The organism is Pseudomonas fluorescens, from assembly GCF_030344995.1.
GTDB classification, from domain to species: domain Bacteria; phylum Pseudomonadota; class Gammaproteobacteria; order Pseudomonadales; family Pseudomonadaceae; genus Aquipseudomonas; species Aquipseudomonas fluorescens_BF.
The window spans coordinates 2,780,718-2,804,514 of the sequence record NZ_CP128260.1 but is presented as its reverse complement, the minus strand read 5'-3'; the positions used below and the strand labels follow the sequence as shown (position 1 = coordinate 2,804,514).

The following is a 23,797-nucleotide window of genomic DNA, read 5'->3' as shown; positions in this document are numbered from 1 at the left end:
TCTCCGTGCTCTTTATTCAAAAATTCAGGCGGCCAGTTTACGGCGGTTGTACAAACCGCCCAACAAACCGGTGAAGCATCCGATGAGTAACCCGCCGACGTGGGCGGCGTTGGCGATTTCGCCGAAACCGATCATCGAGATCAGCCCCGACATGCACACCAGCAACCACACCAGCATCATCACCAGCACGCCGCGCGGCAGGCGATAGGCCGGGTTCGGCGCCAGCAGCTGGAAGATCCAGCAGTGACCGAGCAACCCGTAAAGTACGCCGGACAGACCGCCAAACAGGCTCGGGCCGCTCCAGGCAAACTGCGCATAGTTGGAAACGAGGCTGAACAGCAGCGTCAGGCCGATCAGGTTGACGCTGCCCTGGCGCGACTCGATGCGCCGCCCCAGTTCCCAGTACCACATGCCGTTCATGGCTAGGTGCAGGATGCCGAAGTGAATCAGCATCGGCGTGAACAGGCGCCACCACTGCCCCGCCGCCAGGCTGTCGGCCAGCGGAGTGAAGTGGATGTAGTCGCCGACTACGCGGAAATCGAGGAAGGTCAGCCAGCGCATCGTGTCGAGGTTATCGCCCAGATACGTCAGGCCGCCCACCAGCAGGCTCAGCAACAGGATGAAGCCGGTTGCCTTGGCATGTTTCAGTTGCTCGGCGAAGCTCGGGCGCTTGAACGTCGGCGCCGCCGGAATTTCCAGTTGCTGATCCGGGTCGCCCGCCGGGAAACGCTCGTACAGCGAGCGCACGTCTTCGCTGATTTCCGAGGGTACCCACAACACTTGCTCGCCCGACTCTTCGCTGACGCGGTGAGGCACTTGCATGCGTTGCAGCAGTTTGACGAAACCGCTCAGGTCCGCCGCCAGTGGCAGACGCAATACCGCTACCGCACTCATCGCAGCACCTCCGGCCGCTCGACGTCGACCCAGACAAATTTATGCGGATCGAGGCGGGTTTCCTGATCCAGACGATAGGCCACCAGCTTGCCGTACAGCACCGCGCTGTAATCCAGGCACGCAAGGTTCGGGCGGATCGGCGCCGGTTTGCCGCTGCGCCAGTAGTGGCCGACGAACAGCAACGGCTCATCGACGCCGTAGCGCAGCAGGGAATTCTTTTCGCTGGAGGTCAGCGGCTTCTGCGCCACCGGCTCCGGCAGTGCGTCGGGCTGGAACACGATGTCGCCGTAAGTCTGCGGATCGTCTTCCCAGAATTTGGTGCGGAAGAACGAACGCACCAGACCGTCGCCGCTGGTCATGGTCAGACCATCCGGCAGGCGCATGTCGGTGCCGCGCAGCAGGCGATCGAACACCGTGCAGGCGAAACTGCCCGGCACGGCCGACGCCTGAAGGAAGTGCTCATCGATGCAGCCATCGGGAAACAGCGCGCGCAGTGGCTCGATCAGGCCGGCATCCCAGCAGGCATGCACGACCCGGAAGCGTCCGGCGTCGACGAACAACGGCAGCTCATAGAACCAGCGCTGGAAGTCGTGCCAGTCGCCCGGATGGTCTTCGAACTGGGTCAGGGTTTCATGCAGCAGACGGGCATGGCGCGGCGTGTGTTCACGGACGAACTGCTTGCCGCTGCCAGGAGGCGCCGGAGTACTCCAGCCGAGCGCGTTGAATTCGTGGTTGCCCATGATGCACAACGCCTGACCGGCCTCGACCATGTCGTGGACGATATGCAGCGCCTCGCGAATCCGCGGGCCACGGTCGATGATGTCGCCGACAAACACGGCCATGCGCGATGGATGCCGCCAGACCCCGCCCTGCTTGTGGTAACCGAGACGGTCCAGCAGGTGTTCCAGGGTCAGGGCGCATCCGTGCACGTCACCAATCAGGTCATAACTGCGCGCGGGATCGAGCATCAGTCGCCTCCACCACCCAACTTGCTGCCCCAGCCGAGCTTGGTGCGGCAGACTTCGTAGTAGTTGTGGTCGAGCGGATGGATCAGCCGCAGCTTCTGCGCTTTCTTGCTGACGGTGATGGTGTCGCCCGGCGCGCAGGTGAAGTGGTTCTGCCCGTCGCAGGAGACCTGCGGGTAGATCTGCATATCTTTGGACACGACGATTTTCAGCTCACTGTTGCCATCGACCACGATCGGTCTGCCCGACAAGGTATGGGGGTACATCGGCACAATCACAATAGCGTCAAGCTTGGGATGCATGATCGGGCCGCCGGCGGACAGTGCGTACGCGGTGGAGCCGGTCGGGGTCGACACGATCAGGCCGTCGGCCTTCTGGCTGCAGACGAACTGGCCGTCGATGTACAGCTCGAACTCGATCATCCGCGTCGATTTGCCCGGGTGCAGCACCACGTCGTTCAGCGCATCGCCCTGGCCGATAGCTTCGGCGTGGCGACGGACTTCGGCCTGCAGCAGGAAGCGGTTTTCCACCAGATAATGGCCGTCGAGCACTTCGGCGACCTTGATTTCCAGCTCGTCGGGGCGGATGTCGGTGAGAAAGCCGAGGCTGCCACGGTTGATCCCGAGCACCGGAATGTTGTGCTTGGCCAGTGCCCGCGCGGCGCCGAGCAGGCTGCCGTCACCGCCGACCACGATGACCATGTCGCAGACTTCGCCGAGCATCTTGCGTGACGAGGTTTGCAGGCCATGGCCCGGCAGGACTTCGGCGATGGTGTCTTCGAGAATCACATGCAGGTGACGATCGAGCAGGAAGCGTTTCAGTCGGCGGACGGTATCCAGCACCTGGGAGCTGCCCAGGCGACCGATGATGCCGATATTACGAAATTGCTCCATGGGACTCCTGCGGGGGACTGAGACGGCGAAAAGCACGATTATGGGCGAAAGCGCCGGATAGACAAAATCCTTTCAGCCCCGAGGATGCACCGGTGTTTGAGGCTATGCTCGCAAGATGATCCTATTTCCCGATTTGCTGCAGTTGCCCCACCAGTTACGCCACCCCGAGGTGCGTGATCTGGCGTGGGTGATCCTCGCCCCGCCGATGCTCGCCGCGACCCCGTGGCCGCAGCGCCATCCGCTGGCGGGCAGCGACTGGGTCAGCGACCCCGAGCGCCTGGAACACTGGCTGCGCCAGCTCGACCGCGACAGTTACGGCCTGCTGCACTGGCTGTCCCAGGCTCGCACCCGGCGCCTGGGTCTGTATTACGAGCGGTTGTGGCAATTTGCGGTGGAACACGCGCCAGGCATCGAACTGATCGCCGCCAACCTGCCGATCCGCCGCGAAGGCCACACCCTCGGCGAGCTGGACATGCTGCTGCGCGACCGCGACGGCGTGCATCACCTGGAACTGGCGATCAAGCTCTACCTCGGCCCGCAGAACGGCGACGGCCATGATCCCGCGTCGTGGCTGGGGCCGGGCTGTCATGATCGACTGGATCGCAAACTGGCGCACTTGAGCGAACATCAACTGCCGATTTCCGCGCGCCCGGAAAGCCGCGAAGTGCTGGCGGCGCTGGATGTCGGGTCGTTCAGTGCGCAATTGTGGCTGGGCGGCTATCTGCTGTATCCATGGCCCGGACAGTCCGAACCACCGAGCGGCGCCCATCCGCAGCACTTGCGTGGCAGCTGGCTGCATCAGAAAGACTGGCCGGCCTTCGTCGCCCAGCGCCCGGACGGACGCTGGCAACCCCTGCCCCGCCACGCCTGGCTGGCGCCGGCGCACTATCCGGCGGACCAGACCTGGAGCAACGGCCACTTGCAGGCCTGGCTCGATGAACTCGAACCGCTGGCCCCGGCGCAACTGATGGTGCGCCTGACCGAGAATGCCCGGGGCGAGTGGGAAGAAGCCGAGCGGCTGTTTCTGGTGTCGGATCTGTGGCCGAACGTGCCGGGGCAGAATTAAACCGACAACCGCACCGCCAGTGCGGCCAGCGTCGCCAGCAACACCGGCACCGTCAGCACGATCCCGACCTTGAAGTAATAACCCCAGCCAATCTTGATGTTCTTGCGCTCCAGCACATGCAGCCAGAGCAGGGTCGCGAGACTGCCGATCGGGGTGATCTTCGGCCCCAGGTCGCTGCCGATCACGTTGGCGTAGATCATCGCTTCCTTCACCACACCCGTGGCCTGGCTGGCATCGATCGACAGCAACCCGACCAGCACCGTCGGCAAATTGTTCATGATCGACGACAACAACGCCGTCAGCACCCCGGTGCCCATCGCCGCGCCCCACACGCCGTAACCGGCGAACACATCGAGCCACCCGGCCAGATAATCGGTGAGCCCGGCATTGCGCAGTCCGTAGACCACCAGGTACATACCCAGCGAGAAAATCACGATCTGCCACGGCGCCTCTTTCATCACCTTGCGCGTGGAAATCTTGTGCCCGCCCGCGGCAATCGCCAGCAACAGCGCCGCACACACCGCCGAGATCGCGCTGATCGGAATCCCCAGTGGTTCCAGCGCGAAACAGCCGATCAACAGAATCAGCAACACCGCCCAACCGGCGTAGAACGTCGCCTTGTCGTGAATGGCGGTTTCCGGGTGCTCAAGCTGTTCCGGGTCGTAACTTTTGGGAATGTCACGGCGGAAGAACCACAGCAACATGCCCAGCGTGGCCGCGACGCTGACGAAGTTGACCGGCACCATCACCGCCGCATAGCGGTTGAATCCGATATGGAAGAAGTCGGCCGAGACGATGTTCACCAGGTTCGACACCACCAGCGGCAGGCTCGCGGTGTCGGCAATGAACCCCGCACCCATGACGAACGCCAGGGTCGCCGCCGGGGAAAAGCGCAGGGCCAGCAGCATGGAAATCACGATCGGCGTGAGGATCAGCGCCGCGCCGTCGTTGGCGAACAACGCCGACACCAGCGCACCGAGCAGCACCATGAAGGCGAACAACTTGCGCCCGCTGCCCCGCCCCCACCGCGCCACGTGCAGTGCCGCCCAGGCGAAAAAACCGGCTTCATCGAGCAGCAGACTGATGATGATCAACGCCACGAACGTGCCGGTGGCGTTCCAGATGATTTGCCACACCAACGGGATGTCGCTCAGATGCACCACACCAAAAATCAGCGCAATGATGGCGCCGAACGTTGCACTCCAGCCGACCCCGAGGCCTTTGGGTTGCCAGATCACCAGGGTAATGGTCAGCAGGAAAATCAGTGACGCAGCGAGCATTCGCGACAGCCTTAAATAAAAAGGGAAAGAATCAGACCACACAAAAAAACCTGTGGAAGCCAGCTCCCACAGGTTCGTTATCGTGTCAGAAATATTGCCAGATCACTTCTTGTGCTGCGCCACCCACTCACCAAAAGCATTGATGAAACTTTGCAGGAACGGCTTCACCGACTCGTTCAGTTTCCCCGCCTCGTCGAACGCCGTGCCCGCACCGCCCAGGTAGGCTTCCGGCTGCTGCATGCACGGCACGTTTAGGAAAACAAAGGACTGACGCAGATGCTGGTTCGCGCCAAAACCGCCGATGGCACCTGGCGAAACGCTGATCACAGCCCCCGGCTTGCCGCTCCAGACACTCTTGCCGTAAGGCCGCGAACCGACGTCGATCGCGTTCTTCAAAGGCGCCGGCACCGAGCGGTTGTACTCCGGGGTAACAAACAGCAGAGCGTCGGATGAACCCACTTTTTGCCGGAAAGTGCTGTAGGCTGCCGGCGGTGAATCGCCGTCGATGTCTTCGTTGTAGAGTGGCAGATCGCCAATTTCGACAATGCTCAGCTTGAGATTGGCCGGTGCCAGTTCCGCCAGCGCCAGGGCGACCTTGCGGTTGATGGACGCTTTGCGCAGGCTGCCGACCACTACTGCGACGTTATAGACATTGCTCATTGGAAGACTCTCGACTGTTCGTGGGAGGAGCCACTAGTTATAGATGATCCGACGACGATTCCACCAGACGCCGAAGGTTATTTCCCGCGTCTGGAATATTTTTTTCCTGCAGGAAAACTTACCAAGCTCGATGAAGGTCTACCAAGCCGCAAATCAAGCGTTTTATCTCCAGAGGTTCTAAGCAGATGGCAGCAGTACTCGTCGGTCAGTTCCATGCAAGAGATGCGGAAGGCCGCGTTTATTCCGTGCATGAGTTCCAGGAATCCAATCCGTCGGCAGACGGTTTCACCGGCACGGAGCCCGTTACCACCTACAAGCTGGCGATTGGCGACCGCGTCAACAAGATCGACGACAACGAGTTTTTGCTGGTTCAGTCGGGCATCACCCTGATCCGCGAACCCGAGCCATCGGTCGCTTCATAACCGATCGTTATGAGCAGAAGTCATCCGCGCCGAGTTGGGGTAGGATTCAGCCACTGACCCCAACGGCCGGACATGGACTTCACGCATGCGTTTACGTCATATCGAAGTGATTCAGGCGCTTTTGCAGACCGGTCACGTGGGCACCGCCGCCGAATGGTTGCAACTACCGGCGCCCGAGGTCGAGGAGCGTTTGCGCGAAGCCGAGAGTCAGCTCGGTTTCATGCTGTTCGCCAGCGTACGCGGACGACTTCAGCCGACCCCGGAGGCCCGGGCGCTGCAAGTCGAGATCGGCCACATCTATGAGGCGCTGGAACCGGTGCAACGGCTGGCCAGCAGTCTCAAGCAATACCTCGCCCCGCCCCTGCGGATCATCGGCACCCCGCCGCTGGCCCAGCAACTGCTGCCGCAAAGTCTCGCCGCCCTGCGCCGGCGTCTGCCCGACGTGCCCTGCACCCTGCTCAGCGAACCAACCCGCGACATCGTCCGCCACTTGCTGCTGCGCGACAGCGACCTGGGCCTGAGCCTGCACGATCCACAACACCCCGACATTCACTGCCAGCCGCTGGCCCAGGGCAAGCTGCAATTGCTCGCGCCCCACGGCTGGCTGCAACCGAAGCAGAAATACATTTCCCTGCAGGATCTGGCCGGTCAGGCGATGGTCGGCCTCGAAGGCCAGGACCCGCTGAGCCCGGCCCTGGAAAACAAGCTTCAGGCCCTGCGCCCGGCGCCGACCATCCAGACCCGGGTGCAGACCCACCAGATGATGCGCAGCATGGTCGAGGCCGGCGAAGGCCTGGCGATCGTCGACCCGTTCACCGCCCTCGGTGCGCGTGCAGGCGGTCTCGACGTCTGCCCGTTGTCGCCGGCGGTGCCGATCAGTCTCTATGCCCTGACCTTCAAACACGCCACGCCGTCAGCGGCGATTCAGACGCTGCTCGGGATCGTCACGGAACAAGCCGAGGCGATGCTGGCGAACTGATCGGATGCTCCAACGGGTTATCGAACAATCGATACCAGAACAGCGCCACTTCGGCGGTATTCGGATCGATGCCGCGATAACGCAGGTGGTCGATGCCGCCGATCACATACCCGCAACGCTCATACAGGCGACAGGCGCCGAGGTTGTTGTTCTGGGTTTCCAGCATGATCCCCGGCAGCTTTTTTTTGCGGCTCCAGAACTGCGCCACATCGAGCAAGGCCTTGGCCACACCATGGCGCCGCGCCGGGGCGTGCACTGCCAGCTCATCGATATGGGCGAAACCGTTCCAGTTGGTACTGATCACCAGATGACCGACCGGCTCGTCCTCCAGATACGCCATGAAAATCGCGCTGTCGGCGGCATCGCGAAAACTGCTGAACTCCTCCGGATCGATGCCGTAGCACTTGCGATACGGCACGATGGGCGTCACGGCCCAATGCGCCACAGGTTTGCCGATTTCGGCAGCGCCGTAGGCGGCCACCTCGAAACTGAAATCGCTGCCCCAGATATATTCGGCAAAACCCTCGTCGGCGACCCGTACCGACAGCCCTGGGTATTTCGGATTCATGACCGGTTGCATACTCGGAAAAGCCCTCATTCCTTGACGCAATCGACGGTGTAGTGCCGCCCATTGCCCTCATTTTCGTGTTGCAGACCGTGCACATCGACCACGAACCCTGGAAACATTGCGTCGAACGTACGGGCAAACCTGAGGTATTCGATGATCGAACGCGTAGATTCGGTAAAGCGTTCGCCGGGCATGATCAGCGGAATGCCCGGCGGGTACGGCACCAGCATCACCGCCGCCACCCGGCCTTCCAGCTCATCGATCGGCACCGCCTCGACTTCGCCGCGCACCAGCTGATCGTAGGCGTGGGCCGGTTTCATGGCGATTTCCGGCAGCACGGTGTACATGCGTTTGAGGTGTTTGGCGGTGGCGTTGCTGCGATAGCAGGCGTGGAGCTGATCGCACAGATCGCGCAGGCCCATACCGCGATAGCGCACAGGATCTTCCTGGGCGACACACTTGAGGCAGGTGTCGAGGCTGACGTTGGCGTCGTAGCTGCGCTTGAACTCCAGCAGTTCGGTCAGCAGCGTGCTCCACTTGCCCTTGGTGATGCCCATGGAGAACAGCACCAGAAATGAATACAGGCCGGTTTTCTCCACCACCAGCCCGCGCTCCCAGAGGAAACGACTGACCACCGCTGCCGGAATCCCCTTGTCGCTCAGCGCTCCGCCAGCGGTCAGGCCCGGCATGACCAGAGTGACCTTGATCGGGTCGAGCAAAACATAATCGTCGCTGACCTCACCGAAACCGTGCCAGTCCACATCGGGTTGCAACAGCCAGTCTTCGGTCTGCACCCGGTCAATGCCCTCGACACCCGGCGGCTGCCAGATCGAAAACCACCAGTCATTGGCGTCGATGTGTTGCCGCAGATTGGCCAGTGCCCGGCGAAAGCTCAGTGCTTCATCGAAGGTTTCCTGCAACAGCGATCGCCCGGCCGGCCCTTCCATCATCGCCGAGGCCACGTCCAGCGAGGCGATGATGCTGTACTGCGGCGACGTCGAGATGTGCATCATGAACGCTTCGTTGAACCGGTCGCGATCCAGCTGCCGCGCCCCACCGTCCTGCACATGAATCATCGAAGCCTGGCTGAACGCCGCCAGCAGTTTGTGGGTGGAATGGGTGGTGAACACCAGCGGACTGTCCTCGCTGCGCGAGGTGGCCATGCCGTAACGGCCGGCAAAGAATTCGTGAAACGCCGCGTAGGCGTACCAGGCTTCGTCGAAATGCAGGACTTCCACGCTGTTGCCCAGACTCTGCTTGATCAATTCTGCGTTGTAGCAGAGGCCGTCGTAGGTCGAGTTGGTGATCACCGCCAGTTTGACTTTCGGCTCGCGGCCCTTGGTCAGCGGGCTGGCATCGATCTTGGCCTGGATCGATTCGCGACTGAATTCGCTCAAAGGAATCGGGCCGATGATCCCCAGCTCATTGCGCTCCGGGCACAGATACAGCGGGATCGCGCCGGTCATGATGATCGCGTGCAACACCGACTTGTGGCAGTTGCGATCCACCAGCACCAGGTCATCGCGCCCGACCATGGAATGCCAGACGATCTTGTTGGCGGTCGAGGTGCCGTTGATCACGAAAAAGGTGTGATCGGCGCCGAAATTGCGCGCAGCTCGCGCTTCCGCCTCGGCCAGCGGCCCGGTGTGATCGAGCAAGGAACCCAGCTCCGGCACCGACACCGACAAGTCCGAGCGCAGGGTGTTTTCACCGAAGAACTGGTGAAACGCCTGCCCCACCGGACTCTTGTGATAGGCCACTCCGCCGCCATGACCGGGGGTGTGCCAGGAGTAGTTGGAATCGGCGGTGTGCTGCACCAACGCTTTGAAGAATGGCGGCAACAGGCCGTCCAGATATTTGCGCGCCGCCCGCGCAACCTGTCGGGCCAGGAACGGTACGGTGTCTTCGAACAGGTAGAGAATGCCGCGCAACTGGTTGAGCTCGGCCATGGCATCGGCCGGGGCGTTTTCCAGGGTGACTTGCTCGCCAAGGGCAAAGATCGGCAGATCCGGCGCCCGCACCCGGGCCAGACCGATCAGTTCGGCCATGTTCTGTAACAGATGGGAGTTGGTGCTGGCGTCTTCGGCGGCGATCAGCATGCATGCCAGACCATGATGGGTCGACGCCACCAGCCGGCCTTCGGTGTAGTCCGTGGCCGAAACGATACTGAAACCTTCCTGCTCCAATTCATGGGCGATGCCGCGAATGCGTTCGCCAGCAACCGTGTCGGCCTTGATGTCGCGATGGACGATCAATACCGGGAACTTCAGATCTTTGTACATGGGGCTCAGTGTCCTGAGGCGGCGGAGAGTGATCTGCCAATGTCCTCAGGGTAGAGGGTCGGAGCGGATGTGGCGAGGGTGGCCAGTTGTCAGTACTGCCAAAAACAAAGGATCGTCCGAACACGACTGATGTGTTCGGACGATCCTTTTTGCCTTACGCCTGAGCTTCGGCTTCCAGCAGTTGAGTCCAAAGCGCCGGGGCGCCGGCCGACTTGGCGATGATTTCCAGGCGCACCTGGTGTTCGGCCAGTTCGGCTTCGGTGGCGCGAATGATTCGCCCCGGCTGACGATCTGCCGGCAGACGACGGATTTCGGTGGCGGAGTTGTCCGCGCCCTCGCCCGTGCCATTACCGTCGGAGGCGTTGCCGGCCAGCGACAGGCTGGTCTGGCCGCCGGTCATGGTCAGGTAGACGTCGGCGAGAATCTCCGAGTCGAGCAATGCGCCGTGCAGCTCACGGCCGGAGTTGTCGACGCCGTAGCGTTTGCACAAGGCATCGAGGCTGTTGCGCTGACCCGGGTGACGTTCCCGGGCCATCATCAGGGTGTCGAGGATCGTGCAGTGCTGCGTGATGTCTGCGCGATCCTGCTGGCCCATCAGGGCGAATTCGTTGTTGATGAAGCCAACGTCGAACGCCGCGTTATGGATGATCAGCTGCGCGCCATTGATGAACTCGAAGAACTCGTCGGCCACTTCGGCGAAACGCGGCTTGCCGACGAGGAATTCGTTGGTGATGCCGTGGACGCCGATCGCGCCCTCGTCACTTTCGCGATCCGGTTGCAGGTAAACGTGAAAGTGCCGACCCGTCAGGCGTCGACCGATCAGCTCGACACAACCGATTTCGATAATCCGGTGGCCGTCGGTCACCGGCATGCCGGTGGTTTCGGTATCGAGTACAACGGATCTGGTGGCCATCAGTGTTCAGCTCTCAACGGGGTCAATCGTGCAAAAGCGGCGATGTTAACACGCTCGCCGGAAGGGTTTCAGTGGTAAGGGCTCAGCTCTGCTTGTAACCGCGAACCTCATCCACTCCCCGGTTGGCCAACTGGTCGGCCCGTTCGTTGCCGTGGTGGCCGATGTGGCCGCGCACCCATTTCCAGGTGACCTTGTGGCGATTGACCTGCTCGTCGAGTTCCTTCCACAGGTCGGCGTTTTTTACCGGTTCCTTGGCGGCGGTTTTCCAGCCGCGCTTCTTCCAGTTGGCCATCCACTCGTTGATGCCTTTCATCACGTATTGCGAGTCGGTCACCAGCAGCACTTCGCACGGACGCTTGAGGGCTTCCAGGCCGCGAATCGCGCCGAGCAGCTCCATGCGGTTGTTGGTGGTGTTGGCTTCGCCGCCCCACAGTTCCTTTTCGACGCCCTTGCACACCAGCAAGGCGCCCCAGCCGCCCGGGCCGGGGTTGCCCTTGCAGGCGCCGTCAGTGAACAGTTCTACGCTATCGACGCTTTCGCTCATGCCAGTCTATCCAGAAAAATGCGTGGCCTTGCCGATCACGGATCGACAATGGCCGAGGCCGGGTTTGACCCGGCCATTAATATAAAGAAGGTTTACGGTTCGATGCGCCGGCGGTTGACCTTGGCCATCGGCAGCGGAATCAGCTTGCCCATCGGCTCGCGGCGCTCCTGCCGCACCGGACGCAGGCCGACCACGATCTTGCGCGCGACCAGCAGATAGAAGCCGCCACCCGACAATTGCCAGTCACCGGCCTTGCGTTCCCAGCCGGCCAGACGGGCCTGCCACTTGGGTGACGCGAGCGGCGGACGATAGCACCCGAAGCGGCGTTTCTCCAGCGCGAAGCCCAGCAGATTGAGCCAGTCGGCCACACGTGACGGCGAGATGCAGCGTGCCTTGCGCAAGGCATCATGGGCGAACACATGGCGCAGTCCCCAAGTGCTCCAGGGGTTGATGCCGACGATCAGCAGATGCCCGCCGGGGCGCACGCTGCTGGCCGCTTCGCGCAAAAGCCCGTGGGGCGACAGGCAGAAATCCAGGCCATGCTGCAACACCACCACGTCGGCGGCGTGCTCGCTCAATGGCCAGGCCTGTTCTTCGCAGACAATCTCCACGCCCGGCAACGGCGCGCCAAGCCGCACATTACGCTGCACTTGCGGCGCCGACGGCGGCGTTTCGGCGGACGGGCCGTAGTGCACCAGATAGCCGCCGAAGAACCGGCCCAGCTCGTCTTCGAGCATGCGCCGTTCTTCGTCCAGCAGAAATTGCCCGAGTGGGCCGGACAGCCATTCACGGGCTGCACCGATCAGCGCGAGCCAGTCAGGATCGGCCTGAGCGAACGCTTTATCGATCATTGCATTCTCCAACACGCCAGGAACCTCTAAGATGCGCCAATGTTACCCGCTTGGCGAATTCGACGATGATACAGATCAGTGCCCTGCCCGCCTTCACCGACAACTACATCTGGTTGTTACAGGATCATGCCACCCAGCGTTGCGCAGTGGTCGATCCGGGGGATGCCGCCCCCGTGCAGGCGTGGCTCGACGCGCATCCGGGCTGGGTGCTCGGCGACATCCTCATCACTCACCATCACCACGACCATGTCGGCGGCGTCGAAACGCTGAAAAAGGCCACCGGAGCCACGGTCTACGGACCGGCCAGCGAAAGCATTCCGGGGCGGGACGTGGCCCTCAAGGACAACGACACGGTGCGCGTGCTCGGCTGGGACTTCGACGTCTATGCCGTGCCCGGCCACACCCTGGGGCACATCGCCTACTACCATCACGGCCTGCTGTTCTGTGGCGACACCCTGTTCGCTGCCGGTTGCGGCCGTCTGTTCGAAGGCACGCCGCAACAGATGCATCAGTCACTGAGCCGTCTGGCAGCGTTGCCGGAAGACACGCTGGTCTACTGCACCCACGAATACACCCTGAGCAACCTGAAATTTGCCGCTGCCGTGGAGCCAGGCAACCTGGACATCGCCGCCCGTCTGGAAAAAGTCACCCAGCAACGTGCGAACGGCGTCATGACACTGCCCTCGACCCTTGCGCTGGAAAAGCTCACAAACCCCTTTTTGCGTACCAGTGAAATATTAGTTACACAAAAAGTGGACGAACGGAACGGCCCTCAAAACCGGGCGCCGAGTGAGGTTTTTGCGGCTCTGCGGGCATGGAAAGATACGTTCTAAGCAGCGCACCGCTTGGTACAAAAATTCTGAATGGTTGACCGCAGGGGGTGCGCTTTCTAGAATCGCCCGACATTTTTGCCCGGAACTTACTTCCAGCCAATGTCGTCATCCATACGTAAGTCCGTCAATTCAGATGCATTGACCCGCCTGGCGCAAGCCATCGCGGTGGCTGTGTCCGCCACACTGGCGGGCTGTTCCAGCCATGCTCCGCAGACTGAAGCGACGCATACGCCGAACATTGCTGCGCGAGCCAAGCAGAAGCCTATCTGGTTGTCGGAAAAGCCCAGCCCGCAGGTGCCTCAGGACATCTGGGAGCGCATGCGCAGCGGTTTCCAGCTGCAGGAAGGCCTGGGCGTGAACCCGCGCATCGAGCAACAGCGCCTGTGGTTCGCCAGCAACCCTTCCTTCCTTGAGAACGCCGGCGAACGCGGCAGCCTCTACATTCATTACATCGTCGAGCGCCTCGAAGAACGCAACATGCCGCTGGAACTGGCACTGCTGCCGGTCATCGAAAGCGCCTACAACCCGATGGCCTATTCCCGGGCCGACGCAGTGGGCCTCTGGCAGTTCATCCCTTCCACCGGGCGCTACTTCAACCTGCGTCAGACCCGTTTCTACGATGGCCGTCGCGACATCACTGCTTCGACCACCGCAGCGATGGACTACCTGACCCGCCTGCACGACATGTTCAACGGTGACTGGCTGCTGGCCCTGGCCGCGTACAACGCCGGCGAAGGCACGGTCAGCCGCGCCATCGAGCGCAACGAAAAGCTCGGCCTGCCGACCGATTACTGGAACCTGCCGCTGCCGGCGGAAACCCAGGCTTACGTGCCGAAACTGCTGGCGCTCTCGCAAGTGGTTCTGACGCCTGAAGCCTATGGCGTAAACCTCAACCCGATCGCCAACGAACCTTACTTCCAGGTCGTCGAAATCAACCAGCGCATGGACCTGTCCAAGGTCGCGGCGGTGGCCAACATCGACGAAGACGAGCTGTTCCAGCTCAACCCGGCCTTCAAGCAGCGCACCACCATCGACGGCCCGCAGCACCTGCTGGTGCCGACCTCGAAGGCGCAACTGCTGACCGCCAGCCTGCAGACCATGCGTCCTGAAGAGCTGATCAGCCCGCGTTCGCTGAAACCGGTGTTCGAAGGCGCCGATCCGAGCGAGATCGCCCAGGCCAAGCGCGCCTATCGGGTCAAGCGCGGCGATAACCTCGGTTCCATCGCCAAGGCCAACAAGGTCGAGGTCAAGGACCTGCAACGCTGGAACAAGCTGACCGGCAAGAACCTCAAGGTCGGCCAGACCCTGGTCATGCAGGACACCACAAAACGCACGCCGGTACGCAAGAGTGGCGGGCGCATCAATACGGTCATCGCGGCCAACAGCAAGACCACCAGCAAGACCAAAGACAAGGACGACGGCAAGCAGACCCAGTACAAGGTCAAGCGCGGCGACACGCTGTACGTGGTCGCCAAGCGCTTCAACGTCGAGATGCAGCACCTCAAGCGCTGGAATCCGGGCGCTGGCAAGGCGCTCAAGCCTGGGCAGATGCTCACGGTCTACCAGCCGCACTGACAAGGAGCCCCTGAATTTCAGGGGCTTTTTTTTGCCTGTCATTTTTCACCTTCGGCGCAGTCGACTCCCACAATTAACCGCGCATTAAGCCCCTGTCTTTTTCCTGTCCATACAAGCTGTTACTGTACGGCCCACAAAGCCCAAGCCGCCTGGATCGGATCTGACTTGAAGCGTCCCCTCCTCCTGCTCCTGATCAGCCTGGCCTTGAGCTCCCCCGTCAGCGCGACGATCACCGAAAGCCACGGTTATGCGCAGTTCGGCACGCTCAAGTACCCGGCCAGATTTACCCACTTCGACTGGGTCAACCCGCAAGCGCCCAAGGGCGGCACCTTGCGGGTGATGGCGTTTGGCACCTTCGATACGCTCAACCCCTACACCTTCAAGGGCACCAGTCCGGTTACCACCCCCAATTTCCTGCAGTACGGCATCAACGAGCTGAACGAGCCGCTGATGGTCGGCACCGGGCAATACGCGCCGTCCGGGGACGAACCTGCCTCCAGTTATGGCCTGATCGCCCAATCGGTGGAGTACAGCGAGGATCGCAGCTGGGTGGTTTTCAATCTGCGCCCGCAAGCGCGCTTCCACGATGGCACGCCGATCACCGCGTACGACGTGGCGTTTTCCTATCGCCTGCTGCTCAAGGAAGGTCATCCGCTGTACCGCACCGCCCTTCAGGAGGTGCTCCGCGTCGATATCCTCAACCCGCAACGCATTCGTTTTGTGCTCAAGCGCAGCGGCAATCCGTTGCTGATCCTGCGTCTGGGCGAGTTGCCGGTGCTGCCCCAGCACTACTGGAAAGGCCGCGACTTCAAGGCCACCACCTTCGAGCCGCCGCTGGGCAGCGGGCCGTATCGCATCACGTCGGTCACGCCGGGGCGGCAGTTGATTTTCGAGCGGGTCAAGGACTACTGGGGCAAGGACCTGCCGGTCAATCGCGGCAAGTACAACGTTGACCGCATGGAAGTCGAGTTCTACCGCGACAGCGACGTGGCCTTCGAAGCGTTCAAGGCCGGCGAGTTCGACATCTATATCGAGCATCAGGCCAAGAACTGGGCCAACGGTTACAACTTCCCGGCTATCCGTCGTGGCGACGTGATCAAGGCGCAGATCCCGCACCAGATCCCGACCCAGAGCCAGGGTCTGTTCATGAACACCCGGCGCCCGGCCTTTGCCGATATCAAGGTGCGCGAAGCCCTGGGCCTGATGTTCGACTTCGAATGGACCAATCGCGCGCTGTTCAGCGACGCCTACAAACGCACCACCAGCTACTACCCCAACAGCGAATTCAGCGCCGAAGGCCTGCCGGTCGGCCACGAATGGCTGATGCTCAAGCCGTACAAGGATCAACTGCCGGCGCGGCTGTTTACCGAGCCGTTCACGCTGCCGCAGACCGACGGGCGCGGCATCCCGCGGGAAACCATGCGCAAGGCCCTGGCACTGCTGGCCGAGGCTGGCTGGAAGCTCAACGGTCAGCGCCTGCAGAACGCCGCCGGCCAGCCGTTGGGTTTCGAGCTGCTGCTGGTCAATCCGAATCTGGAGCGGATCCTCCAGCCGTACATTGAAAACCTCAACAGCATCGGCATCGACGCGCGCCTGCGCACGGTGGACCGCGCCCAGTACAAACAACGTCTGGATCAGTTCGATTTCGACATGATCCTGATGACCCTCAACCAGACTCTCAGCCCGGGGCTGGAACAGTGGCAGTACTTCCACTCCAGCCAGGTCGGGGTCAAGGGCAGCAAGAATTACGCGGGCATCGCCAACCCGGTGGTCGACCACCTGCTCGAGCAACTGCTCGCCGCCCGCACCCGCGATGAACAGGTCGCCGCCGGCAAGGCACTGGACCGCGTGCTGCTCTGGCAGCACTACAGCATTCCCAACTGGTACCTCAATTATCACCGTCTGGCGTACCGCAACCGGTTCGCCTTTGTCACCACGCCGCCCTACACCCTGGGCCTGAGCGCGTGGTGGCTGAAATCTTCGGAGAAAGATCGATGAAGCCTATCCGCGCCCTGCTCGTGCAGGCCAGCGGTCTGCTGTTCGCCGGGCTGGCCTTGGCCGCCCCGCAACACGCCGTGACCCTGTACAACGAGACGCCGAAATACCCCGCCGACTTCAAGCACTTCGATTACGTTAACCCCGACGCGCCCAAGGGCGGGATCTTCCGCCAGGCCGGCTTCGGCGGTTTCGACAGCCTCAACCCGTTCATCAGCAAAGGCGTGCCGGCGGACGATATCGGCCTGATCTACGACACCCTGGCCAAACAGGGTCTGGACGAGCCGTTCACCGAATACGGCCTGATCGCCGGCAAGATCGAAAAGGCCCCGGACAACAGCTGGGTGCGCTTCTACCTGCGTCCCGAAGCGAAGTTTCACGACGGCCACCCGGTACGTGCCGACGACGTGGTGTTCAGCTTCCAGACGCTGACCAAGGAAGGCGCGCCGATGTATCGCGGCTACTACGCCGACGTTGAGGAAGTGATCGCTGAAGATCCGCTCAAGGTGCTGTTCAAGTTCAAGCACACCAACAATCGCGAATTGCCGCTGATCCTCGGTCAGCTGCCGGTGCTGCCGAAACATTGGTGGGCCGATCGTGATTTCAACAAGGGCAACCTGGAAATTCCGCTGGGCAGCGGCCCGTACAAGGTCACCGAAGTGAAGGCCGGGCGTTCGGTACGTTATGAGCGGGTCAAGGATTACTGGGGCAAGGACCTGCCTGCCAATCGCGGTTTCTACAACTTCGATGTGATGACCACCGACTATTACCGCGACAACACCGTCGCGCTGGAGGCGTTGAAGGCCGGGCAGTTTGATTATTGGCTGGAAATGGCCGCAAAAAACTGGGCCAACGCCTACAACGTGCCGGCAGTGAACGAAGGCCGGCTGATCAAGGAACAGATTGCCAACAGCAACCCGACCGGGATGCAGGGCTTCGTCTTCAATCTGCGCCGCCCGGTGTTTCAGGACGTGCGGGTACGACAGGCTCTCGGCTTGTTGTTCGACTTCGAATGGACCAACAAACAACTGTTCAACGGTGCTTATGCGCGCACCCGCAGTTACTTCGAAAACTCGGAAATGGCCGCTACCGGCCTGCCTGATGCAGAGCAGGTGGCGATCCTCGATCCGTTCCGCAGCAAGCTACCGGCGCAGGTGTTCAGCGAAGCCTTCGAGAATCCGAAAACCGACGCCAGCGGCATGATCCGCGCGCAACAGCGCGAGGCGTATCAGTTGCTGCAAGAGGCCGGCTGGAAAATCGTCGACGACAAAATGGTCGACGCCACCGGCAAACCGGTGGTCATAGAATTCCTCCTGGCGCAGACCGAATTCGAACGCGTGCTGTTGCCGTTCAAGCGCAACCTCAGCGACCTCGGCATCGATCTGGTGATTCGCCGCGTCGACGTCTCGCAATACATCAATCGGGTGCGTTCGCGGGACTTCGACATGATGGTCGGCAGCTTCCCGCAGTCCAACTCGCCGGGTAACGAACAGCGTGAATTCTGGATGAGCGCCGCCGCCGACAAGGCCAGCAGCCGCAACTCGATGGGCCTCAAGGATCCGGTGGTCGATCACTTGGTCGAGAACCTGATCAACGCCGATTCGCGCAAAAGCCTGGTGGCCCACGCCCGGGCGCTGGACCGTGTGCTGCAATGGGGTTACTACGTGATTCCGAACTGGCACATCAAGACCTGGCGCGTGGCGTACTGGAACCACATCGGCCACCCGAAAGTCTCCCCCAAATACGACATCGGCATTAACACCTGGTGGGTCAAACCCGATACTCCACCTGCGGTAGAAGTCGAAACCCAACTGCAAGCCGACCCTGCGGGCACGGAGTAATCAGATGCTGGCGTACATTTTTCGGCGACTGCTGCTGATCATCCCGACCCTGTTCGGCATTCTGCTGATCAACTTCGTGATCATCCAGGCCGCGCCCGGCGGGCCGGTGGAGCAGATGATCGCCAAGCTCGAAGGCTTCGAAGGCGCCACCAGCCGCATCGCCGGCGGAGGTGCCGAGGTGTCGGTGGCCGGTTCCTCCTATCGTGGTGCTCAGGGTCTGGACCCGGCGCTGATCAAGGAAATCGAAAAGATGTACGGGTTCGACAAGTCGGCCCCGGAACGTCTGTGGATCATGGTCAAGAACTACGCCCGGCTGGACTTCGGCGACAGCTTTTTCCGCGACGCCAAGGTCATCGACCTGATCAAGGAAAAGATGCCGGTGTCGATCTCGCTGGGGCTGTGGAGCACGCTGATCATGTACCTCGTGTCGATCCCGCTGGGGATCGCCAAGGCCACACGGCACGGCAGTCATTTCGACGTCTGGACCAGTTCGGCGATCATCGTCGGCTATGCGATCCCGGCGTTCCTGTTTGCGATTCTGCTGATCGTGGTGTTTGCCGGCGGCAGCTATCTGGACTGGTTTCCTTTACGCGGCCTGACCTCGAACAACTTCGATGAACTGAGCCTGGGCGGCAAGGTCCTCGATTACTTCTGGCACCTGGCGCTGCCGGTGACGGCGCTGGTGATCGGCAACTTCGCGACCATGACTCTGCTGACCAAGAACAGCTTCCTCGACGAAATCAACAAGCAGTACGTGGTCACCGCCAAGGCCAAGGGCCTGACCCGCAATCGCGTGCTCTACGGCCACGTGTTCCGCAACGCAATGCTGCTGGTGATCGCCGGGTTCCCGTCGGCGTTCATCGGCATCTTCTTCACCGGCTCCTTGCTGGTGGAAGTGATTTTCTCCCTCGACGGCCTCGGCCTGATGAGCTTCGAAGCGGCGATCAACCGCGATTACCCGGTGGTGTTCGGCACCCTGTTCATCTTCACCCTGCTGGGGCTGGTGGTGAAACTGATCGGCGACCTCACCTACACCCTGGTCGATCCGCGTATCGACTTTGCCAGCCGGGAGCATTGAGATGAACCTCTCCCCTCTCAACCGCCGGCGCTTCGAACTGTTCAAGGCCAACAAGCGTGGCTGGTGGTCGCTGTGGCTGTTTCTGATCCTGTTCGGCCTGAGCCTCGGCGCCGAACTGATCGCCAACGACAAGCCGCTGGTGGTGCACTACGACAACAACTGGTACTTCCCGGCGATCAAGCGCTACCCGGAAACCACCTTCGGCGGCGAATTCCCATTGGAAGCCAACTACAAGAGCCCGTACATCCGCGAACTGCTCAAGGCCAAGGACGCGTGGGTGCTGTGGGCGCCGATTCCGTTCAGCTACCAGAGCATCAACTACGACTTGAAAGTCCCGGCTCCCGCCCCGCCATCGGCGGACAACCTGCTGGGCACCGACGATCAGGGCCGCGATGTGCTGGCGCGGGTCATCTACGGCTTCCGGGTGTCGGTGCTGTTCGCCCTGACCCTGACCGTGCTCAGTTCGATCATCGGCGTGATCGCCGGCGCCTTGCAGGGCTTCTATGGCGGCTGGGTCGATCTGGCCGGCCAGCGTTTTCTGGAGATCTGGTCGGGTTTGCCGGTGCTGTACCTGCTGATCATTCTCGCCAGTTTCGTCCAGCCGAACTTCTGGTGGCTGCTGGGGATCATGCTGTTGTTCTCGTGGATGAGCCTGGTGGACGTGGTGCGCGCCGAGTTCCTGCGCGGACGCAACCTCGAATATGTGCGCGCCGCCAGGGCGCTGGGCATGCAGAACGGCGCGATCATGTTCCGCCACATTCTGCCCAACGCGATGGTCTCGACCATGACCTTCATGCCGTTCATCCTCACCGGCGCCATCGGCACCCTCACCGCGCTGGACTTCCTCGGTTTCGGCTTGCCGGCCGGCAGTCCGTCGCTGGGTGAACTGGTAGCCCAGGGCAAATCCAACCTGCAGGCGCCGTGGCTGGGCATGAGCGCGTTTGCGGTGCTGGCGCTGATGTTGAGTTTGCTGGTGTTCATCGGCGAGTCCGCTCGCGATGCCTTCGACCCGAGGAAGTGACATGAATCAGGACAATCTGATCGAAATCCGCGACCTCGCCGTCGAGTTCGGCATCGGCGATCGCGTGCAACGGGTGGTCGAGGGCGTGAGTTTCGACATCAAGCGTGGCGAAACCCTGGCATTGGTTGGCGAGTCCGGCTCGGGCAAGTCGATGACGGCGCATTCGATCCTGCGCCTGTTGCCCTACCCGCTGGCGCGACATCCGGCCGGCCGCATCAACTATTCCGGGCAAAACCTGTTGGAGCTGAGCGAAAAGACCATCCGTCACATTCGCGGCAACCGGATCGCCATGATCTTTCAGGAGCCGATGACCTCGCTCAACCCGCTGCACTCGATCGAGAAGCAGATCAACGAGGTGCTGGGGATCCATAAGGGCCTGACCGGCAAGGTCGCGACCAAGCGTACGCTGGAGTTGCTGGAGATGGTCGGCATCCCCGAGCCGCACAAGCGTCTCAAGGCCCTGCCCCACGAATTGTCCGGCGGCCAGCGCCAGCGGGTGATGATCGCCATGGCTTTGGCCAACGAGCCGGAACTGCTGATCGCCGACGAACCGACCACCGCCCTGGACGTGACCGTTCAGCTGAAAATCCTCGACCTGCTCAAGGAATTGCAGGCTCGATTGGGCATGGCGCTGTTACTGATCAGTCACGATTTGAACCTCGTGCGAAGAATTGCGCATCGTGTATGTGTCATGCAGCGCGGTTGCATCGTCGAACAGGCATCGTGCGAAGAGCTGTTCCGTTCGCCGCGGCATCCGTACACTCGGGAACTGCTTGGCGCGGAGCCCAGCGGAGGCCCTGCGAGCAATAAAATCGGGGCGCCGCTGCTTGAGGTCGAGGACTTGAAAGTCTGGTTCCCGATCAAGAAAGGCCTGCTCAAGCGCACGGTGGATCACGTCAAGGCAGTGGACGGCATCAATTTCAGCCTGCCTCAGGGTCAGACCCTGGGGATTGTGGGGGAAAGCGGTTCCGGTAAATCCACCCTCGGTCTGGCGATCCTGCGGTTGATCGGTAGCCAAGGTGCGATCCGTTTTGAGGGCAAGCAGCTAGACTGCCTGACGCAAAGCGAAGTCCGGCCGCTGCGGCGGGAGATGCAGGTGGTGTTTCAGGACCCGTTTGGCAGCCTGAGCCCGCGGATGTGCGTGAGCGACATCGTTGGCGAGGGTTTGCGGATCCACAAGATGGGCACCGCCGCCGAGCAGGAAGCGGCGATTATTGCGGCATTGAAGGAGGTAGGTCTGGATCCGGAAACCCGGCACCGCTACCCCCACGAATTTTCCGGTGGGCAACGGCAGCGAATTGCCATAGCCCGGGCTTTGGTGCTCAAACCGGCGCTGATCCTGCTGGACGAGCCGACTTCGGCCCTCGACCGGACGGTGCAGCGGCAAGTGGTGGAGCTGTTGCGTTCACTGCAAGCCAAGTACAACCTGACGTATTTGTTCATCAGCCATGACCTGGCTGTCGTCAAAGCGCTGAGCCACCAGCTGATGGTGGTCAAGCATGGCCAAGTGGTCGAACAGGGAGACGCGCAAAGTATCTTTGCCGCCCCCCAACATCCGTATACACAGCAGTTGCTGGAGGCCGCTTTCCTGGCACCAGCCACTGCGCAATAACCTGAAAGAGGAGCAACACATGGGTTTTCTCGCCGGTAAGCGCGTACTGATCGTCGGTGTCGCCAGCAAGCTGTCCATCGCATCCGGCATCGCTGCCGCCATGCATCGCGAGGGCGCTGAGCTTGCCTTCACTTATCAGAACGAAAAACTGAAAGGTCGCGTCGAAGAGTTCGCACAGGGCTGGGGTTCGAGCCCTGAGCTGTGCTTCCCGTGCGACGTGGCCAGCGATGCAGAAATCGCCAAGGTCTTCGAAGAACTGAGCAAGAAGTGGGACGGCCTGGACTGCATCGTGCACTCCGTGGGCTTCGCACCGGGCGACCAACTGGACGGCGACTTCACCGAAGTCACCACCCGTGAAGGCTACCGCATCTCCCACGACATCAGCGCCTACAGCTTCGTCGCTCTGGCCAAGGCTGGTCGCGAAATGATGAAGGGCCGCAACGGCAGCCTGCTGACCCTGTCCTACCTGGGCGCCGAGCGCACCATGCCGAACTACAACGTCATGGGCATGGCCAAGGCTTCGCTGGAAGCCGGCGTACGTTACCTGGCTGGCTCCCTGGGTCCGGAAGGCACTCGCGTCAACTGCGTATCGGCCGGCCCGATCCGCACCCTGGCCGCTTCCGGCATCAAGAGCTTCCGCAAGATGCTGGCCGCCAACGAAGCGCAGACCCCGCTGCGTCGCAACGTCACCATCGAAGAAGTCGGCAACGTCGGCGCCTTCCTGTGCTCGGACCTGGCGTCCGGCATCAGCGGTGAAATCACCTACGTGGACGGCGGTTTCAACACCACCGCCATGGGCAACATCGAAGAGTAATCTTCGCGCTGCCGATAAAAAGCCCGCCGATTGGCGGGCTTTTTCATGCCCGTGATCTCATAAACAACGCAAACCCCATCGATGTGCCAATCAACGCCCCCGCGTGCTTGATACCGTCATGGCGCGCAGGCTCGCTCCCAAAACTGAAAAACACAGCGCTAGACTCAGTTCATCCCAACCGTTGATAGAGACCGCGCCTATGTCACTCAGCCCTTTCCATCTGGCCATTCCGGTGTACGACCTCGCCGCCGCCCGGCATTTCTACCGTGAAGTGTTCGGACTCGAGGAAGGTCGTTCCAGCGATCACTGGGTCGACTTCAATTTCTTTGGCCATCAACTGGTGATTCACCTGGCGCCGAAGAACGCATCGCAAGAAGCGGCGCACACCAACGCCGTGGACGGTCATGACGTGCCGGTACCGCATTTTGGTGTGGTGCTGGGGATGGAGGAATGGCATGCGCTGGCCGAGCGTTTGAAATCACTGGGCACACGCTTCGTGATCGAACCGGGAATTCGTTTTCAGGGACTGGTGGGCGAACAGGCGACGATGTTTTTGTTTGACCCGTGCGGCAATGCGCTGGAGTTCAAGGCGTTCAAGGATATCGGGCAGTTGTTTGCCAAGTGATTTGTGGTGCCTTCACTGGCGCCATCGCCAGCAGGCTGGCTCCCACAGGGAATGCATTTCAAATTGTGGGAGCCAGCCTGCTGGCG

22 protein-coding genes are annotated in these 23,797 nt (G+C 61.5%); 12 read left to right on the top strand and 10 right to left on the bottom strand.

Annotated features, from left to right (window positions below; genetic code table 11):
* Positions 1–24: 24 nt before the first annotated feature.
* Genes QR290_RS12750 through QR290_RS12740 form a run of 3 tightly spaced genes read right to left on the bottom strand, consistent with a single transcriptional unit; the run spans position 25 to position 2,752 of the window.
* Entirely contained in the window at positions 25–894 is an 870-nt protein-coding gene (locus QR290_RS12750) for a rhomboid family intramembrane serine protease (RefSeq protein ID WP_115077423.1), read from the bottom strand.
* On the bottom strand, positions 891–1,865 hold the full coding sequence (locus QR290_RS12745) for a metallophosphoesterase (protein ID WP_371856526.1): 975 nt from the start codon (positions 1,863–1,865) through the stop codon (positions 891–893). The genes QR290_RS12750 and QR290_RS12745 overlap by 4 nt, the downstream gene beginning before the upstream one ends.
* Positions 1,862–2,752 (bottom strand): NAD(+) kinase, encoded by an 891-nt coding sequence (locus QR290_RS12740; protein ID WP_007956919.1) that lies wholly within the window; start codon positions 2,750–2,752, stop codon positions 1,862–1,864. The genes QR290_RS12745 and QR290_RS12740 overlap by 4 nt, the downstream gene beginning before the upstream one ends.
* Positions 2,753–2,867: 115 nt before the next feature.
* Here QR290_RS12740 and QR290_RS12735 point away from each other — a divergent pair, with 115 nt between their 5' ends.
* A complete protein-coding gene (locus tag QR290_RS12735) occupies positions 2,868–3,818 on the top strand; it encodes a DUF1853 family protein (RefSeq protein ID WP_289205078.1) in 951 nt (316 codons plus the stop codon).
* On the opposite strand, the gene QR290_RS12730 is transcribed toward QR290_RS12735, so the two are convergent.
* Together QR290_RS12730 and QR290_RS12725 are read right to left on the bottom strand one after the other, a co-directional pair.
* Positions 3,815–5,098 (bottom strand): arsenic transporter, encoded by a 1,284-nt coding sequence (locus tag QR290_RS12730; protein ID WP_289205077.1) that lies wholly within the window; start codon positions 5,096–5,098, stop codon positions 3,815–3,817. The genes QR290_RS12735 and QR290_RS12730 overlap by 4 nt on opposite strands.
* A gap of 102 nt (positions 5,099–5,200) precedes the next feature.
* Positions 5,201–5,758, bottom strand: a complete 558-nt coding sequence (locus QR290_RS12725; protein ID WP_115077420.1) for an NADPH-dependent FMN reductase — start codon at positions 5,756–5,758, stop codon at positions 5,201–5,203.
* A gap of 185 nt (positions 5,759–5,943) precedes the next feature.
* Between QR290_RS12725 and QR290_RS12720 the strand changes: the two genes are divergently transcribed.
* On the top strand, positions 5,944–6,180 hold the full coding sequence (locus QR290_RS12720) for a hypothetical protein (RefSeq protein WP_007956926.1): 237 nt from the start codon (positions 5,944–5,946) through the stop codon (positions 6,178–6,180).
* Positions 6,181–6,265: 85 nt separating this feature from the next.
* Positions 6,266–7,159 (top strand): LysR family transcriptional regulator, encoded by an 894-nt coding sequence (locus tag QR290_RS12715; protein WP_064382283.1) that lies wholly within the window; start codon positions 6,266–6,268, stop codon positions 7,157–7,159.
* Here QR290_RS12715 and QR290_RS12710 read toward each other — a convergent pair.
* The 5 genes from QR290_RS12710 to QR290_RS12690 all read right to left on the bottom strand — a co-directional run bounded on the left by QR290_RS12710 (position 7,125) and on the right by QR290_RS12690 (position 12,317).
* The gene (locus tag QR290_RS12710) at positions 7,125–7,739 is read right to left on the bottom strand and encodes a GNAT family N-acetyltransferase (RefSeq protein ID WP_289205076.1); all 615 of its coding nucleotides are present in this window, start codon (positions 7,737–7,739) and stop codon (positions 7,125–7,127) included. The genes QR290_RS12715 and QR290_RS12710 overlap by 35 nt on opposite strands.
* A 14-nt stretch (positions 7,740–7,753) precedes the next feature.
* A complete protein-coding gene (locus QR290_RS12705) occupies positions 7,754–10,009 on the bottom strand; it encodes an Orn/Lys/Arg decarboxylase N-terminal domain-containing protein (protein ID WP_289205075.1) in 2,256 nt (751 codons plus the stop codon).
* A gap of 154 nt (positions 10,010–10,163) precedes the next feature.
* Positions 10,164–10,922, bottom strand: a complete 759-nt coding sequence (dnaQ, locus tag QR290_RS12700) for a DNA polymerase III subunit epsilon (protein WP_115077416.1) — start codon at positions 10,920–10,922, stop codon at positions 10,164–10,166.
* A gap of 82 nt (positions 10,923–11,004) precedes the next feature.
* Positions 11,005–11,466, bottom strand: coding sequence for a ribonuclease HI (gene rnhA, locus QR290_RS12695; protein ID WP_003224162.1), 462 nt, complete (start codon positions 11,464–11,466; stop codon positions 11,005–11,007).
* A gap of 92 nt (positions 11,467–11,558) precedes the next feature.
* Positions 11,559–12,317: a methyltransferase domain-containing protein gene (locus QR290_RS12690; RefSeq protein WP_085698860.1), complete on the bottom strand. Its 759-nt coding sequence runs from the start codon at positions 12,315–12,317 to the stop codon at positions 11,559–11,561.
* Positions 12,318–12,382: 65 nt separating this feature from the next.
* On the opposite strand from QR290_RS12690, the gene gloB reads away from it, so the two are divergent.
* The 9 genes from gloB to QR290_RS12645 all read left to right on the top strand — a co-directional run bounded on the left by gloB (position 12,383) and on the right by QR290_RS12645 (position 23,711).
* The gene (gene gloB / locus QR290_RS12685; protein ID WP_289205074.1) at positions 12,383–13,150 is read left to right on the top strand and encodes a hydroxyacylglutathione hydrolase; all 768 of its coding nucleotides are present in this window, start codon (positions 12,383–12,385) and stop codon (positions 13,148–13,150) included.
* Positions 13,151–13,249: 99 nt separating this feature from the next.
* Positions 13,250–14,725: a transglycosylase SLT domain-containing protein gene (locus QR290_RS12680; RefSeq protein ID WP_115077415.1), complete on the top strand. Its 1,476-nt coding sequence runs from the start codon at positions 13,250–13,252 to the stop codon at positions 14,723–14,725.
* A 165-nt stretch (positions 14,726–14,890) separates the two neighbouring features.
* On the top strand, positions 14,891–16,723 hold the full coding sequence (locus tag QR290_RS12675) for an extracellular solute-binding protein (protein ID WP_115077414.1): 1,833 nt from the start codon (positions 14,891–14,893) through the stop codon (positions 16,721–16,723).
* Positions 16,720–18,561 carry an extracellular solute-binding protein gene (locus QR290_RS12670; protein ID WP_289205073.1) on the top strand — a complete coding sequence of 614 codons (1,842 nt, stop codon included), beginning with the start codon at positions 16,720–16,722 and terminating at the stop codon, positions 18,559–18,561. Before QR290_RS12675 ends, QR290_RS12670 begins: the two co-directional genes overlap by 4 nt.
* Before the next feature lie 4 nt (positions 18,562–18,565).
* A complete protein-coding gene (locus QR290_RS12665) occupies positions 18,566–19,639 on the top strand; it encodes a microcin C ABC transporter permease YejB (RefSeq protein ID WP_289205072.1) in 1,074 nt (357 codons plus the stop codon).
* A gap of 1 nt (position 19,640) precedes the next feature.
* Positions 19,641–20,660: an ABC transporter permease gene (locus tag QR290_RS12660; protein ID WP_007956945.1), complete on the top strand. Its 1,020-nt coding sequence runs from the start codon at positions 19,641–19,643 to the stop codon at positions 20,658–20,660.
* A gap of 1 nt (position 20,661) precedes the next feature.
* Entirely contained in the window at positions 20,662–22,272 is a 1,611-nt protein-coding gene (locus tag QR290_RS12655) for an ABC transporter ATP-binding protein (RefSeq protein WP_289205071.1), read from the top strand.
* A gap of 19 nt (positions 22,273–22,291) precedes the next feature.
* A complete protein-coding gene (gene fabI / locus QR290_RS12650) occupies positions 22,292–23,086 on the top strand; it encodes an enoyl-ACP reductase FabI (RefSeq protein WP_085708603.1) in 795 nt (264 codons plus the stop codon).
* A gap of 199 nt (positions 23,087–23,285) precedes the next feature.
* A complete protein-coding gene (locus tag QR290_RS12645) occupies positions 23,286–23,711 on the top strand; it encodes a VOC family protein (RefSeq protein ID WP_064595490.1) in 426 nt (141 codons plus the stop codon).
* The last annotated feature ends 86 nt before the right edge of the window (positions 23,712–23,797 follow it).

Coding starts and splice junctions, on each gene's coding strand:
- QR290_RS12750 (WP_115077423.1), bottom strand. CDS start 894: ATGAGTGCGGTAGCGGTATTGCGTCTGCCACTGGCGGCGGACCTGAGC.
- QR290_RS12740 (WP_007956919.1), bottom strand. CDS start 2,752: ATGGAGCAATTTCGTAATATCGGCATCATCGGTCGCCTGGGCAGCTCC.
- QR290_RS12735 (WP_289205078.1), top strand. CDS start 2,868: ATGATCCTATTTCCCGATTTGCTGCAGTTGCCCCACCAGTTACGCCAC.
- QR290_RS12730 (WP_289205077.1), bottom strand. CDS start 5,098: ATGCTCGCTGCGTCACTGATTTTCCTGCTGACCATTACCCTGGTGATC.
- QR290_RS12725 (WP_115077420.1), bottom strand. CDS start 5,758: ATGAGCAATGTCTATAACGTCGCAGTAGTGGTCGGCAGCCTGCGCAAA.
- QR290_RS12720 (WP_007956926.1), top strand. CDS start 5,944: ATGGCAGCAGTACTCGTCGGTCAGTTCCATGCAAGAGATGCGGAAGGC.
- QR290_RS12715 (WP_064382283.1), top strand. CDS start 6,266: ATGCGTTTACGTCATATCGAAGTGATTCAGGCGCTTTTGCAGACCGGT.
- QR290_RS12710 (WP_289205076.1), bottom strand. CDS start 7,739: ATGCAACCGGTCATGAATCCGAAATACCCAGGGCTGTCGGTACGGGTC.
- QR290_RS12705 (WP_289205075.1), bottom strand. CDS start 10,009: ATGTACAAAGATCTGAAGTTCCCGGTATTGATCGTCCATCGCGACATC.
- dnaQ (WP_115077416.1), bottom strand. CDS start 10,922: ATGGCCACCAGATCCGTTGTACTCGATACCGAAACCACCGGCATGCCG.
- rnhA (WP_003224162.1), bottom strand. CDS start 11,466: ATGAGCGAAAGCGTCGATAGCGTAGAACTGTTCACTGACGGCGCCTGC.
- QR290_RS12690 (WP_085698860.1), bottom strand. CDS start 12,317: ATGATCGATAAAGCGTTCGCTCAGGCCGATCCTGACTGGCTCGCGCTG.
- gloB (WP_289205074.1), top strand. CDS start 12,383: ATGATACAGATCAGTGCCCTGCCCGCCTTCACCGACAACTACATCTGG.
- QR290_RS12680 (WP_115077415.1), top strand. CDS start 13,250: ATGTCGTCATCCATACGTAAGTCCGTCAATTCAGATGCATTGACCCGC.
- QR290_RS12670 (WP_289205073.1), top strand. CDS start 16,720: ATGAAGCCTATCCGCGCCCTGCTCGTGCAGGCCAGCGGTCTGCTGTTC.
- QR290_RS12665 (WP_289205072.1), top strand. CDS start 18,566: ATGCTGGCGTACATTTTTCGGCGACTGCTGCTGATCATCCCGACCCTG.
- QR290_RS12660 (WP_007956945.1), top strand. CDS start 19,641: ATGAACCTCTCCCCTCTCAACCGCCGGCGCTTCGAACTGTTCAAGGCC.
- QR290_RS12655 (WP_289205071.1), top strand. CDS start 20,662: ATGAATCAGGACAATCTGATCGAAATCCGCGACCTCGCCGTCGAGTTC.
- fabI (WP_085708603.1), top strand. CDS start 22,292: ATGGGTTTTCTCGCCGGTAAGCGCGTACTGATCGTCGGTGTCGCCAGC.
- QR290_RS12645 (WP_064595490.1), top strand. CDS start 23,286: ATGTCACTCAGCCCTTTCCATCTGGCCATTCCGGTGTACGACCTCGCC.